This is a genomic window from Synechococcus sp. Nb3U1, assembly GCF_021533835.1.
Lineage (GTDB): Bacteria > Cyanobacteriota > Cyanobacteriia > Thermostichales > Thermostichaceae > Thermostichus.
The window spans coordinates 759,548-776,338 of the sequence record NZ_JAKFYQ010000002.1 but is presented as its reverse complement, the minus strand read 5'-3'; the positions used below and the strand labels follow the sequence as shown (position 1 = coordinate 776,338).

Here is a 16,791-nt window from a genome sequence, read left to right as displayed (position 1 = left end):
GGTTCAAGGCAGCTCTGCCCGTTGGGGCGTTTGAGGGTTCTCTTGGGCAGAAGTTTCGGCCATCAGGAAACTCACCCGTAAGGGCCCCGCAGTGTAAATATCAGTATCCGTGACTAGCTTCACAGTGAGAGGAGTGGTGCTCTGGCGCAGTTGTTGGACAATTTCCAGAAACTTCACCTGAGAAAACTCCCCGACTGTACCGGTGATCGGATTCGACAGCAGGCCCGCCTCCTGTGAGCGTTGGTTGGCCTGGTTGAGTAAGCCCAGTAGTTGCTGCTGAATCTGGCTTTCATCCAAACCCGGCTGAATGACCCCGCTGGCCAACACGGATCCCTTGGGGAAGATCTGTTGATTGGGATAAATTTGCACAAGCACAGGCACGGGCTCCCCCTTGAGGCGATTGGTGAGAGAGAGAACTCGCACCGCCCAACTGCCCGCTTCTTTCAATTTGCCAAGGGCTTGGTCGGCATCCTCCCGACGCATCATGATCGCATTTTCCAAAGGGGGTGCCGGTTGGGATCCCAACGCCAGGGCTTGCTGCTCAGCTTGGGCCAGAATTTGTTCAAATTGCTGCTGGATGGAGTTGAGCTCAGTCCCTTCTGAAGTATTTACTACCCCAGTTGCCAAGACTTCCCCGGCCAAAATGGCCAATTCCCCCCGTCGCAAGCTCACCGCCAGCTGGTTAAACTGCTCAATCTCCTGTTCCAGCTGGGTTTTCTGTTCCTCCAAATTGCTCAGAGCCGCCTGCACCACATCTAGAGAGCGCTCCAATTGATCCCGATCCAATTGCAAAGCTTGTTTCTGCTCCTCCAGGGTGGCAATCAGTTGCCGGGCCGATTCCACTTCTGCTTTCACTTCGTTCAACTCCGCATTGGCCTGATCCAAGCTAGGCTGCACATTGGCCAGTTGCTCATTGACCGCCGCCAGTTTGGCTTCCACCTCTTGCCGCTCTTGCAAGGCTACGGTTAGTTGATCGCGCACCTCGCTCAGTCGGGTTTGGGCGGCGGATTGTTGGTTACGAAATTGGTCGAGATCAATTTTGAGGCTATCTCGCTCGGCATTGAGAGCGGCGTTTTCTGCCTGCAGGAGGGCTTTTTCGCGGTTGAGGGAACGCAGTTCTTGCTCGGCTTGGGCAATTTGACTGGTGTAGCTGAAGAGAGCTTCGGAAAGGGAGCGATTCAGAAGCAACAGGGTGCCCAGGGTCAGTCCAGAAATGCTGACCCCCGTCACCACCGCCACTAGAATCGCGGTATGGCGCGGGCGCAGATTAAACCAGGTGAGGCGCTTCTTGCCAATCCGATAGCCGACCCGATCTCCAACGACGGCGATCAGGCCACTGACAAACAACATGTAGACGATGAGCAGTATGCCTTGCATGACCCTGGGATCCCTGCCATGCAAATCTTAGCAAGGTTCCTCAGGAGGTTTTGGCCATGTGCGGGGTTAGAGCATTTGCTCAACAGCAGCAATAATATCCGCAGGTTGCACAATGGTGGCCGCTTCCATCGCGCCATTGTAAGGGGTGGGAATATCCTGAGAGGCCAAGCGCACCACGGGCGCATCCAATTCGTCAAACAGCTCTTCGGTAATCCGAGCCGTCAGTTCTGCCCCAATACCGCCGGATTTCATATCTTCTTCGACAATGATCACCCGGTGGGTTTTGCGAACCGAGGCAGCAATGGTTTCCATATCCAAAGGCTTGAGAGAGATCAAGTCGATCACCTCCGGCTCAATCTCCGCCTGCACCAGACTGTCCACCGCTTTCATAACGTGATAGCGCATACGGGAGTAGGTGAGAAGGGTGATATCGGATCCCTCTCTGACCACTTCTGCTTTATCCAGCGGCAAGAGATATTCTTCTTCCGGCAGGTCTTCTTTGAGGTTGTAGAGCAGCACATGCTCAAAAAACAACACCGGGTTCTCATCTCGAATGGCGGACTTGAGTAAGCCTTTAGCATTGTAGGGAGTGGAGCAAGTCACGATCTTCAAACCCGGCACAGCCTGGAAATAAGCCTCCAAGCGCTGGGAGTGCTCAGCCCCCAGTTGCCGACCTACTCCCCCCGGCCCGCGAATCACCACCGGAATCTTAAAATTACCGCCGGAGGTATAGCGCAACATGCCCGCATTATTGGCAATTTGGTTGAAGGCTAGGAGCAAAAAGCCCATGTTCATGCCCTCGATCACCGGGCGCAACCCCGTCATGGCAGCCCCAATCGCCATGCCGGTAAAGCTATTCTCGCAAATGGGGGTATCTAGCAGGCGCAAATCCCCGTATTTCTGATAGAGGTCTTTGGTGACTTTGTAGGATCCGCCGTAGTGACCCACATCTTCTCCCAAAACAAACACACTGGGATCCCGTGCCATTTCTTCATCTAGGGCGGCACGCAAAGCATTAAACAGGAGGGTTTCGGCCATAGGGGTCTGCAAAGATCGCTAAATTCTCATTAAACCATTTTGCTGGCGCGAAGTTGGGAGGAATCCACAGCCCTTTTGCTTTCACTGACCGGCTTTGGATGATCCCTTCCACAATCTCGGTGCGGAATCGGCTCACCAAGTCAGCGATGTTGCTGGCCACAAAAGCCCAATCGGGAGTAAGAGCTGTAAATCCTTCTCCAGGGGTAGGTCTTTTGGCCTCAACTGTAGGTAGGGATGGGATCAAAAACACATTCGCCACTTTCTCCTGCCCTTCCGGCGAAAGCATGTAATCAATAAACTGCTGGCCCTCTTCTGGGGTGGGGGCTCCTTCCTGAAAAAAGACAGGTCGTAACGCTACAACTGTACCCTCTTACTGTTAAAATCTGCCGTATACTTGGCTCTCCCCAAAAAAACAACAATCTCTTACCAGACAGCTCCGCCTCTATTCAGACTCTATTCAGACGGAGCTCCCACGGGTGTCCCTGCCACCACTTCAGTGCCGATGCCATGTAAGGCTGCAACCGGTAACTCCACCACCACCGTTTCGCCCGTGGGTTGCACCGGAGAGCGGGCTTGTCATCGCTGAGCCCGTTCTCCTGGATTCAGACCCATCATTAGCTGGAACAGGTCGATATGATTCTTCATTTTTGCTTTGGTTATACGGTTGAGTGTTGATGATTCAGCAAAGATTTTGTTTGACAATAAATTTGTTTCTTTAATCGAATTTTTCTGGCCTAGATTTGAATCGATTAGGAGCAGAAGATTGTCGAGGGATCCCCTTGAGGTTGGTTCTGCTGGGTGAGGTCTACGGAGGACGGTATCAGCAGACGCAAGGGAGGAGCCGGTATTGAGTTAGATGGCACAAGACACACACCGCAAACTCAGTGCTAGCCTAGTAAGGCTGTATTCTCATGCACGGTCATGGCTGTTCCCAAGAAAAAAACCTCCAAATCCCGCAGCCGCAAGCGCTACGCCACCTGGACTCACAAGGCGACGCTGCAGGCACAACGGGCGATGACCATCGGGCGCTCAATTTTGACCGGTCGCAGCACCGGCTTCTACTACCCCGATGCCAAGACAGAGGATGAGGATGAGGAAGAATAAGCCAGAATAAGCCCCTGGGATTCCCCTGGATAGGGGGCCAATGATTACACTGGATTAGGCTAGATAGGCTAGACCCATCGGAGAAGAGCCCTTTTGTCGTTGCTGTCTTGCTTACCCATCGGCTTGCATGCACTCGCTGACCTCCCTCACCTACTACCAACGGTTGGGCCTATCTCCGGGGGCATCTCCTGAGGCCATTCGGCGGGCCTATCGGCAACTGAGCAAACGCTACCATCCCGATACCTCCCCCCTAGCTCCAGAAGTGGCGATTCGGCGCTTCCAGGAGCTTCAGGAAGCATATTTGATCCTCAGCAACCCCCTACAGCGAGCCACCTATGATGCCAGCCTGCGGGCCGTGCTCTCCAACTCGGGGCCAGCAGATTCAGCCGATGTGGATTCGCTAGAGCTGCGGATGGAAACCCGTCCCCTCTCGGGAGGTGAAATCTGTGCCCTGTTGTTGATGGGATCCACCTTCGTGATGTGCCTGCTGTTGGCGGGTACTCTAGCTTGGCTGCGGGAGAGTGGGGCAGGCTGATGGTTCAATATCGATTCAATTCAATATCGATATCGATCAACGTCCAGCGTCGATTAACATCCATCAGCATCAGATTGGTATAGGTATATCGATATTGAGAGTGACTGAATTGGGATCCCTGTTGTGACTCTTGTTTGACTGCTTTTTCTTAAACTCGCCATGCCTTTGCCTCCTGCGACTACGCCTTTGTACAATCACCCTCTTCACACCCTCGAACGGTGGCTAGAGGATCTTGGCTGCACCCGGGATCCCGAGGATGTGGAGCAATGGTTTTGTGAGCGCCCGCAGTGGAAGGCCTGTCTGCGTCTGGATGAGACCACCATTTGGGTGCGCTACACCTACCAGGATGGCAACACCAAGACCCTGTCCTTTCCCTATTCCCTCAGCCGTGGGGATGTGGAACAGGCGATTTTCGAGGATTAGCCGTGCGCATTCTGCAATTGCCCGTCCTGCGTGATAACTACGTGTACCTGCTGCACGATCCCGATACGGCAACGGCGGCGGTGGTGGATCCCGCAGTGGCTGAACCGGTGCTAGAAAAACTGGCGGAGCTACAGGCAGATTTGGTAGCCATTTTTAACACCCACCACCATCACGACCATGTCGGGGGCAATCTGCTGTTGTTGGCCCGTTATCCCCAAGCGGCAGTTTATGCCAGCGGGGTGGATCGGGATCGGATCCCGGGCCAGACGGTGGAGCTAGCGGCAGGGCAAACGGTTCTGTTCAACCGCCACATGGCCCAGGTGTTGTTTGTGCCGGGACATACCCGTGGCCACATTGCCTACTACTTTCCCGAGAGTGGTGACCTGTTTTGCGGGGATACCCTGTTTGCGGGGGGGTGTGGGCGGCTGTTCGAGGGGACACCGCAACAAATGCTGGGATCCCTGGATCAACTGCGCCAGCTACCGGAACCCACAAGGGTATGGTGTGCCCACGAATACACCCTGAACAATCTCAAATTTGCCCTGACGGTGGATGGAGATAACCCCGACCTCCAGGCTCGCTACCGGGCGGTGGAAGCTCTCCGCCAAGTGGGATCCCCCACCGTACCCAGCACCATCGGCGAAGAACAGCGCACTAACCCTTTTTTGCGGTGGGATCAGCCGGCCCTGCAAGCGGCCGCCGGGATCCAGGAGCCGGCTCGGGTTTTGGCTCGCATTCGCGGTATGAAGGATCACTTCTGAACCTGAGTCGTGTAGAGCCGGGATCCCATTCCAGCACAGTGCGCTTGGCTGGCAGGGGGCCAGAGTTGCCTCTGCTGGAGCCGGTCTCTGCTGCGACGGTCTATCTGGCTATCCCGCCAGAACGGGTGATGGTATTGCCTGCTCACCCCAGTTTGCGATCCTAGCAGGTACGTGGACGAGTGCTGGATGTGCGCTATGGCGGCGGGGAATATCATCTTTTTTCGGAGCTGAGGTGGAGTTGTTGCCCGATCCTGAGGATCCTGATTGGTTAGCCCGTTTGACAGTGATCCCTGGGGGTGCAATAGCCGCTTCTACGGCGGGTCTAGCGGAATGCATCCTGTTGCAACACACCTACCGCAAGCCCTTTGCCGACAGACCGGTTGAGCCCTTTGTGATAGAAGCCCTGATCGAGGCAGCGCACGCCGAAAAAGCCTGGTTTCAACCTCTGCTGACTGCAGAAGCTCGTCAAAAGGCCGCAGCCTTGGTGATCGAGGGCGATGCACTGCATGGGGGGATCCCCGGTGCGACAGGAGCTAGCTGCTTGGATGCATCCGTGGCGGCAGGGAGATGGGCTGACGGTTTCCAGTTGGAGCGGGCCGATTACCCAGTGGGGGGTGCGTACCCTTGATATGGGCCGCAGCATGGGATCCCAGGATAAAAACTTGGCAGAATCAGCCCCGCTGCTGGCTTTGTTGGGATCCGGTCAGGATGATGTGCGGGTATGGCTCGAAGCTGGACAAGGGTTGCAGCGGGTGTTGCTCACAGCTTGGCAACTGGGGCTACAGGCTTCCTATCTCAATCCGTCGCTCCAGGTGCAGTCCTTGCGCCCAGAGGTACAAAAGGGGGTGGAAGGCACAGGCTCCCCGCAGATCCTCCTACGCTTAGGCTATCCGCTAGAAGAAGTGCCCCCCTCGCCTCGCCGCCCTCTGGAGAATGTGCTCCTGGGGTAAGGCCATGTCCCCCATGTTTTTGCCCCTTTCTAGGAGGTCTACTATGGTCAGCATCCTTGGCTTTATCCTGCTGGCTCTCCTGCTGCTTAGCCTTGTCGGAATTGGGTACGGCGGATCCCGTTGGCAGGCACAGACCCAGGCACTTCGGTCTGGTCTCAAAACGACACCGCCCTCCCTGACTCGCTACAATCCAATAACATGTTGATGAAACTGACCAGCGGCAAATGCCCTGTCAGCCACTAAAACTATTCAACGATTCTGAGTCAAACAAAGTCAACTCAAGACAATGCAGGATGGGCTGCCTGGAGAAAGGGTGGCCCATTTTTTACATTTCGGAAAACAACTCTTAAATAACTCTTGTGATATCTATCACTGCCCTTAAGCTATTTTGGGATCAAACTTTGGAATGTCACCCTGATTCTGTTCTGCGTTCGGAGAGCTTGGTTATGCGCAACCGATGGGTCTTGATGGTCGGGATCCCTATGATGACTGGATTGTGGGGCGGGATCCCTGTAGTAGCTCAGTCAGCCAATCCGGCTCTCTGTCAGCAATTTCCTCAAGATATCCGCTGTACTCTTTCTGCTCCTAGTCAGAGTGGACAAGCACCGCAACCTACATCCCGTCCTCGTATTGCTGTCCTGGATTTTGATTTCAGCAGCCTCAGCAATCCGTACAGCATTCCCAATGCCTCACGGGGAGTGAGTGATGTATTGGTGGATCGACTGGTTAAGGATGGAACGTTTTCGGTGATCGAACGGTCACGACTAGAAGCCATCTTGGCTGAGCAAAACCTAGGTTTATCTGGACGATTGGATGCCAGCACAGCCGCTCAAGTGGGGCGGATTCTGGGGGTAGATGCCGTGATCATCGGCAGTGTGACCCAGTTTGATGTGTCGGTACGCCGCTCTGGGGGAGGAGCCCCTGTATTGACTCCATTTGGGCAGTTCCCGGTGGCTGTGGGGGCTGAGTCGGTGGATGCTGATGCCAATGTGCAGCTGAATGTGCGCATGGTGAGCACCAGCACTGCAGAAATTTTGACAGTTGTCGAAGGTCGAGGGAACATTAGCCAGTCTGATAGCACCGTAACCGTGGCTGGTTTTGGGGGAGGATCTGCCACCAGCAATGAAGAAAAGCTGTTGGTATTGGCCACTCAGCAGGCTGTGGATCAAGTGGCGGGTCAGTTGGCAGCCTCTGCTGGGCGTTTGGCTGCTCAACCACAAGCCTTGCCGACGGTGGATGCTTTGGTGGCGGATGTGTATGGCAACCAGGTGATTTTGAATAAGGGCAGCCGCGATGGGTATCGAGTCGGTCTGATTCTCTCGGTGGAGCGTGTGGTGCGGGAAGTCACGGATCCGGCGACAGGGGCAGTGCTGCGCAAATTAACTGAGCCTGCCGGACAGATCCAACTCACAGAAGTGGATGATGGTTCTAGTGTTGGGCGCATTCTCAGCGGAGCAAGCTTCTCGGTGGGGGATGTAGCCAAGCCCATTCAGTAACATCCAATAGCCTGACTACAGCTTTATGGAAATTGTTGGGAAAACCCCATCCCTTGTGGAGAGAAAAATGCCTCATCAATTCGGGATGCCACTATCTTGAATACCCTCCCCTAGCATCTTGGATCCCAGTCGAGTCTTTAAAATTGAGCAAGATCAAGCTCAGCTGACCCATCTGCCCAAGTTTTTTGTACAGTGACGGCAGGTGAGCCGGATCCCGCGAGGTTGAACCTGAGTGGGATGCGGGCGGTGTGAGATCTTCAAGGGCAAAAATGCGAAGCATTACTATGGCCAAATCTGCCATGCAACGGGTGAAGTCCATGATGCAAAAATCCCTGCGTTCTGTTCCCACTTCCCCTTGTCGTAAACCTTTGTTCCCAGCCGTGGGACGGGGGCTTGTCAAATTTGGGAGCCTGTTGGTTCTGCCCCTGGTGTTCTCAGCTCTGCCCAGTTGGGCCTTAACATCGGTGGCACGTCCAGATCTGCGCACCCTCAAACGAGCGGAAGTGATCCGGGTGATCAACTACAACACCCTAGCTGTCCAGATCGAAGGGGATTTGGATTTGCGGCTGGTGCAACTGATCGGGATTGATCCTTTGCCTGCCCAGATTAACCCCAACTGGACGGAGTTGCGGGAAGAAACCCCTTTAGCGGTCTATAATGCCGGCCAATATTTGCAGACTTCTTTGCTGGGGCGCGAGGTGTTCTTGGAATTGGACGCGGCTTTGGCTCCCGCCTCCACACTGCCCGCTTACGTTTGGCAAGCCAATACCCTCATTAACCAAGAAATGCTGTTTCTCGGGCATGGCCGGTTGTCGCCGCAAACGGAGGGCTTAAAGTACGGTACCATCCTCTCCGAAGCTGCCACTGCAGGAGAAAGACAGGGGCGCGGCTACTGGACAACCTATGGCCCTCGCTAGGAATTAGATTTTAGGCTCAAATTACAGGGCTAGGATTACTTGTGTAGCCGTAACTCAAAAACAGACCGACGATGGGTGGAGCCGTTCGGATATCGAGCAATCTCTGGAGCTAGACTATCGGGGTGGCATCGAGTGGTTTTCTTAGGCACTCTTGCTTATCTATGATGATCTGATACGGGTTCTCAGGGGCGGGCTGAGCTGGGTTGTCGAAACGTATTGCCAAGGCCAGACCCATTAAGCTGCGCATCAGAGGCTATCTTGTCGCTGGGGGAGTTACAAGGGATCCCGCTGTGTTGTTTGGAGTTCCCTATGGCGGATGAATTGCCGTTTACGCTGGATCAGCTGTTGATCGTGCGGGCAATTGCTCAGCAGGGCAGTTTTCGCCGTGCCGCCGATAGTTTGTTTGTCTCCCAACCTGCCGTCAGCTTACAGATCCAAAATCTAGAGCGGCAATTAGGGGTGGTGCTGTTCGATCGGGGCGGACGTAAGGTGCAGCTAACGGATGCGGGGCAAATTCTGGTGCAGTATAGCGAGCGCATCCTTAAGTTGTGCCGCGAGACTACCCAAGCTCTGGCAGACTTGCAGGACATGCGGCGGGGGCACCTGGTTTTGGGGGCTAGCCAAACGGTAGGTACCTATGTGATGCCTTCTTTGATCGCTCAATATCACCGCAGCTATCCCCACATTTCGGTGCAGTTAATGGTGCAGTCCACCCGGCGGATCGCCCGGAAGCTGGTGGAAGGACAATTGGATGTAGCCATTGTCGGGGGAGAGATCCCGTTTGATTTGCAAAAAAACCTGAAGGTTATTGCTCTGGCGGAGGATGAGTATGTCTTGGTTAGTTCTCCCGGTGCCGCCATCGAGTCTCCCTCCATTGCGGATCTGTTGACCTTGCCCTTTATCACCCTCGATCCGCAGTCCTCGACTCGGCAAACCATTGACCGAGTGTTGGATCGTCACGGCATCAATCCTTCTGAACTGGATGTGCAACTGGAACTTAGCTCCGTCGAAGCGATCAAAAATGCGGTGCAGGCGGGCTTGGGGGTGGCCTTTTTGTCGGTGGTGGCGGTGGGATCCGAGTTGGAACAGGGGCGGCTACGAAAACATTCGGTGGAAGGGTTACAGGTGCGGCGTACCCTGTGGCTGGCCTTTAACCCGGAGCGTTACCAATCTCAGGCGGCCACTTGGTTTCGGCAAGGACTACTGGCGCGTCAAGACTGGCTGAAAACTCCCCCTCCCCATTTGCAGTTGATCTAATAAGCGGATGATTGATCGTGTAAGCGGTGCAGAGCACTATGCAAGAGCTGCTGAATCGGGTGCCTTTGGCACGGCGCCTGGCGGAGTTACGAGCCCATATCCAAGGGATCCCGCTGCAGCGGGTGAAACTGGACGGATTGGAGATCGCGGGAGCAGAGTCCTGCTGGGTGGCTTACCGAGAGTGGGGATCCGGGATCCCGCTGCTATTTCTGCACGGCTTCATGGCCACCCATGCCAACTGGTGGCTCTTGATGCAAGGGTTGGGATCCGGTTACCGCTGTATTGCGCTGGACTTGTTGGGGTTTGGCCAATCTAGCCAACCGGCCTTGCGCTACGACATTGCTGCCGAAGTGGCGTTTGTGCGGGGTTTTGTTCAGGCATTGGACTTATCTGCCCCGGTGGTCATAGGCCATTCCTTTGGGGGGTGGGTGGGGGCGGCCTATGGGGTGCGTTATCCTCTGCGGGGGTTGGTTTTGTTAGCTCCTGCCGGGATCCGCGACGATAGCTTTGTTGGGCGGTATAACCATTTGCGGCCTTTGCTGTGGGAAACCGCTTGGGTGGATGGGCTGTTGCAGGCGGCTATCCCCCTGGCTCGGTGGTGGCATCAGGAGGATAAATTGGCTCAAATCCTATGGTTACGGGGATCCCTGCGCCAGCAGCCAGTCGCTCGACAATTTCTGTTGCACCGTCTGCGCCCGGAAGATGCCGTCGATACGATCGAAAACCATATCCATTGCATTCAGGCCCCGACACTGGTGATTGCTGCTGAAGAGGATGATACGATTCCCCTCTGGCACTGCCAAACCTATGCGGAGCGGATCCCTGGGGCCCAGCTCAAGATCTTGCCAGGAGCCAGTCACGCCATCCCCGCCTTTCATTCCGAACAGGTCTTGCCCTTCATGCAGGAGTTTCTGAGCTCGATATAACCGAACTCAGTCCTATTGTTGAGACCAAGGCATGGGGAAGGACTCTGACCCATGGATGTCAGCTCAAAGGTGGGTTGACCCTTCTCTTTGCTTCGGGGCAAATGCTTTCAAATCGCACAACTCCGTTTCCCCTTTTAGTACCAAGTCCCGCATAACGGCAGCAGTAATGGGAGCCAGCAACACCCCATTGCGATAATGGCCAGTGGCGATGAGGAGGTTGGTGTAGGGAGGGGCAAAGCCAAGAATGGGGGCCCGTTGTCTTGTCGGTCGGGGCCGATAGCCTGCCCATTGGTCTACCAGTGTGGCTTCGGCTAAAGCGGGGCAGAGGGTGATGGCACGGGTGAGCAAATCTTGTAGCGTCTGCAGCGTTGGGTCGGGATGAGGGGCATGAAACTCCACCGTTGCGCCCACCCACAGGGATCCATCCCCCAAGGGAACCAAATGCAAATCTTCGTCGGTGATCACTGGCCCTAGCAGGAGATTAGGGGCTTTGACCCGCAGCGCTTGTCCTTTCACCGCCTGTAGCGGCACCCGTAGATCCAGCTCATCCGCCAGAGGGGAACTCCCCAAACCGGCAGCGAGGATCACCTGCCCAGCTGAGAAGGTGAGATCTGGAGTGTAGACCGCCTGGAGACGAAAAGGGGGATCCGGGCTGCGCTTAACCCTTTGCACGGGCTGATGAAAGAAGAACCGGGCTCCCTTGCGTTGGGCCGCTTCCAACAGGGCCTGAGTCAGGAGCTTGGGCTGGATTTGCCGATCCTGAGGGGAGTAAATAGCCCCGGCCAAGTCGGCGCGGAGGCCCGGTTGCAGGGATCCCACTTCGGCGGGGCTTAAGAGCTGTAGTCGGTAACCCGCTTGTTGACGAGCTGCCAGGGTCTCTTGCCAATCGTCTGCCTCACCGAGTTTGAGGAGTTTGAGAATACCGCACCGATTCACGGGTAAGTCCCGACCTAGGTCTTCTTCCAAGCGGGCAATGAGAGGATCAAACCGCTCCAGGCTTTTCAGGCGTAACTCCACCCCATCTCCACTCACTTGCTGGCTAGAAATGCCCACCAATATCCCCAGGGCGGCTCCCGTAGAGCCTGCGGCAAGATCCCCGGCCTCAACCCCAATCACCGATAGGCCAGCCACCGCCAGCTCATAGGCAATGGCACAGCCCACCACTCCACAGCCAATCACCACCACATCACAGTTCAAGGGCAGGATCCTTAACAGAGGCGCTTTTCGTAGTGATATTCCACGGAGTGGCTGCGGTCACATAGCTCGCGGGTTTCGGGCAAGCGTGTATAGCCTAGCCGTTCATAGACTCGATGGGCCGTGGTGAATCGGGTGTCTGTCCACAGATGGAGAGAGTGGGCATAGCGGCGTCGGGCTTCTGCTTCCACCTGTTCAATTAACCGCCGCCCCAAACCTTGGCCCCGCACTGCCGGCAGCGTATAGAGCTTTTTTAATTCCATGCGCTCTGCCCTTTCGGTTGGGACAATCCCCACACACCCCACCACCTGCTCCTGCTGTTGTGCCACCCAGAGGCAACCGCCCATTTCCGCAAAAGCAATGGCCGGCTGAAGTAGCTCTGGAACTTCCTCTATATTCAATACACAGCCCGGATATTCCGCAAAGACCACTTCTAAGATGTGGAGCAAAGCATCACTATCCGAGTCTTCCACTGGGCGAATATCAATTTGCATTCAGGACAAGCAGTCAATCTAACTGGATTGTAGTCAGTTTTGCTGGAGGGCAAGGGATCCCCGGCTTTGCTGAGGCTGGGCTCGCTTGAGAGTTGAGAGATAGACTCGACCTCAAGTTGGAGATTTAATTCCCTGGCTTGAACAGACCGATGGCACTGACTCGGTTGGATCCCACTTCAAAGGCGAAGGCTAAACCCAAGGCATCATAATTGACATAGTAGCGGTCATCCCGCAGATATTCACGGCTACCTTTGGGATAGGGGACGATCTCGTTGTAACCATTCTCGCCCGGTTTACCATACACTTCCGTGACTTCTGTATAAGTAGAGCCGATGCGGATCCCTTCGCTGGTCATGGCCTCTGGATGGGTGGTGTAGATGCGGTTGGCAAAGAAGCTATCGATAATACCGGGGTGACGGTAGGTAAAAAGGATGTAGTCTTGCAGATAAAACAGTTTCAAATCGCTGTTGGGCTGAAATACATTCGCCCGAGATTCTGCTGAAATTTGATCGACATTCCCCAGCAAATGGGTATCCACATTGCGGGTATCCATACCCAGCTCAAAGCGACCGACGCGACCCTCCTGCAAAAAGACCGTGGGTCGGGGGGGTGGGGTGGGGCGGCGGGGCGGCACAGCCAGCGCTTCAACTCCAGCATTCAACCAGAGGGTGCCCTCCCCATTCACCGTCTGTAGAGGAACCAAGCCTTGCTCCAACGAGCGGCCATCCCCTGTTTTCCAATTGGCAACGGCCAATTCCACCGCTGCACCGGAAGGAAGGGCGAAGAATTGGGTTTGCCGTTCGCTACCCTGGGTGGGTTGGCCCAGAACAATGGTGTTGCCGCTGGATCCGAGTTGGGCGGCCAAGAGGGTAGCACCCTGGCGAGTATTGCCATCCACCAGCACAGCCAATGGGATCCCCGCCGCAATCGGCAGATTTTCGCTATTCCAAGCGGTAGACTCCCCAAAGCGGTCTTCGGTGATCAGCAGAGGATGGATGGAACGGGGCAAAAATAGACGGGCCACATCTGCCACCACCTGGGGGTCATAGCCCACGGATCCCCGTAGATCGAGAAGGATGCCGCGGCTATAGTCTTGGGTATAGAGGGTTTGGCGAATCTGCTGAGCGGTGGCAGGGGTGAGATCCGGTACCGCTAAGTAGACGATGCGGGGGGCGATCACCTGAGCTTGTAAAGGCGGACGGGGTCGATTGAGTAAGCTTTTGAAGGCCTCAGGATCCCAAAACCGATCCACGGGATCCCCGTACTCTTTGAGGATTTCCTGCAGCAGCTCGTATTCCACTTCAATCGGTGGGCGTGGATCCCCGTAGCCGCGAGCCAACAGGCGGGTATAAAGGTCGTTGTAGCTGACTGCCGCAATCTGACTGCCCGCATCCAAAGACTCGTTGATGAACAGGCTCACCAAATGGCGAAGATCCAACCCTACTGGCTCACGGGGGGGTAAAGGGGCTGCATCGGTTGGAGCGGTTGGGATCCCTGGCTCAGCCAAGGGAACCGGCTCAGGGAAAGGAGCCAACACGGGGTCGTTCGGCTCCCCCAAGGAGGGAACTACAGGCACAGGAGGCAACGCCGATTGGCCAGCAACGGTACTGGGGAGGATCCCACCCACCACAGTCAAAATCCCCCAAACCCCAATGGTTCGTTTGCACCAGTGGCGACTTGTCGCAGCGAATCCTGTCATGGTGGCTGGCCCCTTTTGTGGATGTTGCGGATAGAATAAACCCTAAACGATCCCCTCTGCCACTGTCAGCAGTGTTGGGTACCTGTTTTCGAGATTTTGAAACACTACGGGTTGTTTTCCCGCCGGTTGGGATTTCTGGCACTCCTCCCAAGTCGGGATCCCCTGCTTCCTCCGCCGACTAGACTAAGAACCGCAGTGTTGGGAGACCGAGTTGTATCAACATGAGTCCGTTTTGACGGAGGAGGTCGTGGCCTACCTGCAACCTCAGTCGGGCGGAATTTTTTTGGATGTGACCTTAGGCGGGGGTGGACATACGTTAGCGCTGCTGCGGGGGGGAGCCGCTCAAGTCATGGGGTTGGATCAAGATCCTCTGGCTTTAGAGGCGGCCCAGGCTCGTTTTGTTGCGGCAGGGATCCCCTTGGAGGGCCGCCGGGTCAAACTCTGGCACCTGAATTTCGCCAAGTTTGAGCTGCAACACTATGGTTTTCAGGATGACCGGGGGGAGAGGATCCCGTTTGATGGGATCGTGGCGGATTTGGGGGTGAGCTCCCCGCAACTGGATCAACCTGAACGGGGTTTCAGCTTTCGCGCCGAGGGGCCACTGGATATGCGCATGGATGCTAGCGCAGCACAAGAGACGGCTGCTGATTGGGTCAATCATCATGAGGTGGAAGCGTTAATCGACATTTTTAGCCGCTATGGGGAAGAACGGTTTGCCCGGCGTATTGCCCGGCGCATCGAACAGTCCCGTCCCCTGTTGACCACAACTCAGTTGGCGGATGTGATCTGGCAAGCGGTTCCCCCTGCGGCTCGTCAGGGTCGTATCCATCCCGCAACGCGGGTTTTTCAAGCGCTGCGTATTGCGGTGAACCATGAGCTGGAGGTGTTGGAAACCCTGCTGGCCCAAGCCCCCAACTGGCTGAAACCCGGCGGTCGGTTGGCGGTGATTAGTTTTCACAGTTTGGAAGATCGTCTGGTGAAATGGGCTTTTCGCACGGATCCCCGCTGGCAAGTGCTCACGCCCAAGCCTCTACAACCCACGGAATCGGAAATGCGGCACAATCCCCGCGCCCGTTCTGCCAAGCTGCGCGTGGCTGCCCGTAGCCAGAGCAACATTGAAGACAACCTGCGCCTAATCCCGAAAGATCGGATACAGTGAATCGAAATCGGCAGAAGTTTTTAAGCCTCCGCCAGGTTGGATGGATTGGATCCCTTTGGGTGTGTGTTGGTTGTGTGTGAGGTCTAAGCAGCATGGTTAGCCAGCCTTTTGATGCGGGCCGCGGCCGCAGTCGTCTCCCTGTCCGCCCCAAAAGCTCTGCTTTACCTCCCCGCCGCCGCGAACGGATGCCTTCCCCAACACCTTCCCTTTTCGGTCAAGTCAGTCGCCCCCGACCTCTCAAATCTGCCCATCCCTACAGCCGGGATCCCGTTTGGACAGAATATCTAAGCTGGTGGAAACAAATCTCCACAGGGGTGGCCATTGTCTCTGGGTTTTCAGTGCTGAGTCTTTACAGTTGGACCGTTCATACCCAAAGCCAGTGGAGCCAGCGCTACCAAGTTTGGCAGCAGATGCAGCGCAACGAACGGCAATTTTTGCTCACCCAAGAGTCCATCGCCAACTCTTTGCGAGAAACCGCCAGCCGCTCTGAAATGGTTCCCCTAGTGCCGGATCGGATGATCGAGGTGCCGATAGCCCTCCCCAACCAAGGCGCACAGGATGCCGGTCAGTCCTCAGAGCAGCATTTACCCAAAGCCCTGCAAGATTCTGCAAAAGCAGCAATTTTCTATCCCATTGGTTATTAGTCCAACGGCTCCAGTCGATATCGGCTTAGCCAGTGATCCAATTGCACTTCCTCTTCATCCAAAAGTTGAGCATTGATCAATCCCCGTTTAAAGGCGAGACGAATGGCACGGGCACGCAAACTAAAGGTTGTGCCCCATTCATCGCTCTCAATTTGGTCGTTGCTGACTTCTAGCTTGTCGTAGAGGTTGCGCAACCGATTGGTCACCCCGCGGCGGGACAAGAACCGTCGTGAGGCAATCGCTTGATCCGTCAGACCCAGGGCAATATCGATCAACACTTCGTACTCGGCATCGCTCAGGCCGGTAATTTTGTTTTGGGAGCGGGAATCTACCCCACGCACCTCGCGGTCGATCACACACTGCTCGTCTTGCACCACCGCTTGAATAGCACTGACCAACTTTTCATCCGTGCAGTTTTTCAAGAGATATCCGTACACCGTTTGGGGAGGGACGATCTTGTGGAGCTCCCGCACATAAACTTCATCGGCAAAATGAGACCAAAAAACGATGCGGGTATTGGGCCGCTCCGACCAAACCTGACGGGCCACCTCGATCCCGGTCATCTCGGGCATACGAATATCCATCAGCATGAAGCTGGGATGGTGCTGACGAGCGAGCTCCAAGGCTTCTGTACCATTCGAGGCTGTGTACACCGGCCCAAACTGAGGCAAATGCTGCATCAGCAGGTTGTGCACATGTTGACGGTACAGAACATCATCTTCAGCAAGGAGGGTGCTCACAGGCTCTGGTTAGGGTAATCGAATGTTTGTTTTTCAACTGTAAAAATACTTGTGATGAAAGGCAAGGCACTATTGCG

At 55.4% G+C, this 16,791-nt stretch carries 20 protein-coding genes; 13 read left to right on the top strand and 7 right to left on the bottom strand.

All coding sequences use genetic code 11. The annotated features are described in order from the left end of the window. Positions 1-3: 3 nt before the first annotated feature. The 3 genes from L1047_RS14200 to L1047_RS14190 form a co-directional block, all read right to left on the bottom strand. Positions 4-1,377: a DUF3084 domain-containing protein gene (locus L1047_RS14200; RefSeq protein WP_235279606.1), complete on the bottom strand. Its 1,374-nt coding sequence runs from the start codon at positions 1,375-1,377 to the stop codon at positions 4-6. Between the two features lie 66 nt (positions 1,378-1,443). After that, a complete protein-coding gene (locus L1047_RS14195; RefSeq protein ID WP_235279605.1) occupies positions 1,444-2,415 on the bottom strand; it encodes an alpha-ketoacid dehydrogenase subunit beta in 972 nt (323 codons plus the stop codon). Continuing rightward, a complete protein-coding gene (locus L1047_RS14190; protein ID WP_235279604.1) occupies positions 2,393-2,701 on the bottom strand; it encodes a hypothetical protein in 309 nt (102 codons plus the stop codon). The genes L1047_RS14195 and L1047_RS14190 overlap by 23 nt, the downstream gene beginning before the upstream one ends. A gap of 635 nt (positions 2,702-3,336) precedes the next feature. Between L1047_RS14190 and L1047_RS14185 the strand changes: the two genes are divergently transcribed. The 11 genes from L1047_RS14185 to L1047_RS14140 all read left to right on the top strand — a co-directional run bounded on the left by L1047_RS14185 (position 3,337) and on the right by L1047_RS14140 (position 10,784). Beyond that, positions 3,337-3,519 (top strand): 50S ribosomal protein L32, encoded by a 183-nt coding sequence (locus L1047_RS14185; protein ID WP_235279603.1) that lies wholly within the window; start codon positions 3,337-3,339, stop codon positions 3,517-3,519. A gap of 127 nt (positions 3,520-3,646) precedes the next feature. After that, entirely contained in the window at positions 3,647-4,054 is a 408-nt protein-coding gene (locus L1047_RS14180; protein ID WP_235279602.1) for a J domain-containing protein, read from the top strand. Between the two features lie 159 nt (positions 4,055-4,213). Further along, on the top strand, positions 4,214-4,477 hold the full coding sequence (locus L1047_RS14175; protein WP_235279601.1) for a DUF3143 domain-containing protein: 264 nt from the start codon (positions 4,214-4,216) through the stop codon (positions 4,475-4,477). Positions 4,478-4,479: 2 nt separating this feature from the next. Next, a complete protein-coding gene (gloB, locus tag L1047_RS14170; RefSeq protein ID WP_235279600.1) occupies positions 4,480-5,238 on the top strand; it encodes a hydroxyacylglutathione hydrolase in 759 nt (252 codons plus the stop codon). Positions 5,239-5,276: 38 nt separating this feature from the next. Beyond that, complete coding sequence (locus tag L1047_RS16590) at positions 5,277-5,402, top strand: hypothetical protein (protein ID WP_268836651.1); 126 nt, start codon at positions 5,277-5,279, stop codon at positions 5,400-5,402. A gap of 68 nt (positions 5,403-5,470) precedes the next feature. Continuing rightward, positions 5,471-5,866 (top strand): hypothetical protein, encoded by a 396-nt coding sequence (locus tag L1047_RS14165; protein ID WP_235279599.1) that lies wholly within the window; start codon positions 5,471-5,473, stop codon positions 5,864-5,866. Further along, the gene (locus L1047_RS14160; RefSeq protein WP_235279598.1) at positions 5,784-6,188 is read left to right on the top strand and encodes a hypothetical protein; all 405 of its coding nucleotides are present in this window, start codon (positions 5,784-5,786) and stop codon (positions 6,186-6,188) included. The genes L1047_RS14165 and L1047_RS14160 overlap by 83 nt, the downstream gene beginning before the upstream one ends. 446 nt (positions 6,189-6,634) lie before the next feature. Next, on the top strand, positions 6,635-7,684 hold the full coding sequence (locus tag L1047_RS14155; protein ID WP_235279597.1) for a CsgG/HfaB family protein: 1,050 nt from the start codon (positions 6,635-6,637) through the stop codon (positions 7,682-7,684). Positions 7,685-7,953: 269 nt separating this feature from the next. Further along, positions 7,954-8,601, top strand: coding sequence for a thermonuclease family protein (locus tag L1047_RS14150; protein ID WP_235279596.1), 648 nt, complete (start codon positions 7,954-7,956; stop codon positions 8,599-8,601). Positions 8,602-8,910: 309 nt separating this feature from the next. Continuing rightward, complete coding sequence (locus tag L1047_RS14145) at positions 8,911-9,858, top strand: LysR substrate-binding domain-containing protein (protein WP_235279595.1); 948 nt, start codon at positions 8,911-8,913, stop codon at positions 9,856-9,858. A 38-nt stretch (positions 9,859-9,896) separates the two neighbouring features. Beyond that, the gene (locus L1047_RS14140) at positions 9,897-10,784 is read left to right on the top strand and encodes an alpha/beta fold hydrolase (protein ID WP_235279594.1); all 888 of its coding nucleotides are present in this window, start codon (positions 9,897-9,899) and stop codon (positions 10,782-10,784) included. Positions 10,785-10,847: 63 nt separating this feature from the next. Here L1047_RS14140 and L1047_RS14135 read toward each other — a convergent pair whose 3' ends face one another. The 3 genes from L1047_RS14135 to L1047_RS14125 form a co-directional block, all read right to left on the bottom strand. Continuing rightward, positions 10,848-11,981 carry an NAD(P)/FAD-dependent oxidoreductase gene (locus tag L1047_RS14135; RefSeq protein WP_235279593.1) on the bottom strand — a complete coding sequence of 378 codons (1,134 nt, stop codon included), beginning with the start codon at positions 11,979-11,981 and terminating at the stop codon, positions 10,848-10,850. Between the two features lie 11 nt (positions 11,982-11,992). After that, positions 11,993-12,472: a GNAT family N-acetyltransferase gene (locus tag L1047_RS14130; RefSeq protein WP_235279592.1), complete on the bottom strand. Its 480-nt coding sequence runs from the start codon at positions 12,470-12,472 to the stop codon at positions 11,993-11,995. 124 nt (positions 12,473-12,596) lie between these two features. Further along, on the bottom strand, positions 12,597-14,171 hold the full coding sequence (locus L1047_RS14125) for a S41 family peptidase (protein ID WP_235279591.1): 1,575 nt from the start codon (positions 14,169-14,171) through the stop codon (positions 12,597-12,599). Positions 14,172-14,382: 211 nt separating this feature from the next. Between L1047_RS14125 and rsmH the strand changes: the two genes are divergently transcribed. Next, on the top strand, positions 14,383-15,330 hold the full coding sequence (gene rsmH, locus L1047_RS14120; RefSeq protein ID WP_235279590.1) for a 16S rRNA (cytosine(1402)-N(4))-methyltransferase RsmH: 948 nt from the start codon (positions 14,383-14,385) through the stop codon (positions 15,328-15,330). Between the two features lie 92 nt (positions 15,331-15,422). Then, on the top strand, positions 15,423-15,974 hold the full coding sequence (locus tag L1047_RS14115) for a hypothetical protein (protein WP_235279589.1): 552 nt from the start codon (positions 15,423-15,425) through the stop codon (positions 15,972-15,974). On the opposite strand, the gene L1047_RS16685 is transcribed toward L1047_RS14115, so the two are convergent. Further along, positions 15,971-16,714, bottom strand: coding sequence for a response regulator transcription factor (locus L1047_RS16685; RefSeq protein ID WP_235279588.1), 744 nt, complete (start codon positions 16,712-16,714; stop codon positions 15,971-15,973). The two genes, L1047_RS14115 and L1047_RS16685, sit on opposite strands and share 4 nt — an antisense overlap. Positions 16,715-16,791 lie beyond the last annotated feature (77 nt).

What these genes read in the sequence shown, in the direction of transcription:
- L1047_RS14130 (WP_235279592.1), bottom strand. Translation starts at nt 12,472, where the DNA reads ATGCAAATTGATATTCGCCCAGTGGAAGACTCGGATAGTGATGCTTTG.
- L1047_RS14140 (WP_235279594.1), top strand. Translation starts at nt 9,897, where the DNA reads ATGCAAGAGCTGCTGAATCGGGTGCCTTTGGCACGGCGCCTGGCGGAG.
- L1047_RS14150 (WP_235279596.1), top strand. Translation starts at nt 7,954, where the DNA reads ATGCGAAGCATTACTATGGCCAAATCTGCCATGCAACGGGTGAAGTCC.
- L1047_RS14175 (WP_235279601.1), top strand. Translation starts at nt 4,214, where the DNA reads ATGCCTTTGCCTCCTGCGACTACGCCTTTGTACAATCACCCTCTTCAC.
- L1047_RS14195 (WP_235279605.1), bottom strand. Translation starts at nt 2,415, where the DNA reads ATGGCCGAAACCCTCCTGTTTAATGCTTTGCGTGCCGCCCTAGATGAA.
- L1047_RS14180 (WP_235279602.1), top strand. Translation starts at nt 3,647, where the DNA reads ATGCACTCGCTGACCTCCCTCACCTACTACCAACGGTTGGGCCTATCT.
- L1047_RS14190 (WP_235279604.1), bottom strand. Translation starts at nt 2,701, where the DNA reads ATGCTTTCGCCGGAAGGGCAGGAGAAAGTGGCGAATGTGTTTTTGATC.
- L1047_RS14200 (WP_235279606.1), bottom strand. Translation starts at nt 1,377, where the DNA reads ATGCAAGGCATACTGCTCATCGTCTACATGTTGTTTGTCAGTGGCCTG.
- L1047_RS14145 (WP_235279595.1), top strand. Translation starts at nt 8,911, where the DNA reads ATGGCGGATGAATTGCCGTTTACGCTGGATCAGCTGTTGATCGTGCGG.
- L1047_RS14160 (WP_235279598.1), top strand. Translation starts at nt 5,784, where the DNA reads ATGCATCCGTGGCGGCAGGGAGATGGGCTGACGGTTTCCAGTTGGAGC.
- L1047_RS14155 (WP_235279597.1), top strand. Translation starts at nt 6,635, where the DNA reads ATGCGCAACCGATGGGTCTTGATGGTCGGGATCCCTATGATGACTGGA.
- L1047_RS14125 (WP_235279591.1), bottom strand. Translation starts at nt 14,171, where the DNA reads ATGACAGGATTCGCTGCGACAAGTCGCCACTGGTGCAAACGAACCATT.
- L1047_RS14185 (WP_235279603.1), top strand. Translation starts at nt 3,337, where the DNA reads ATGGCTGTTCCCAAGAAAAAAACCTCCAAATCCCGCAGCCGCAAGCGC.
- L1047_RS14115 (WP_235279589.1), top strand. Translation starts at nt 15,423, where the DNA reads ATGGTTAGCCAGCCTTTTGATGCGGGCCGCGGCCGCAGTCGTCTCCCT.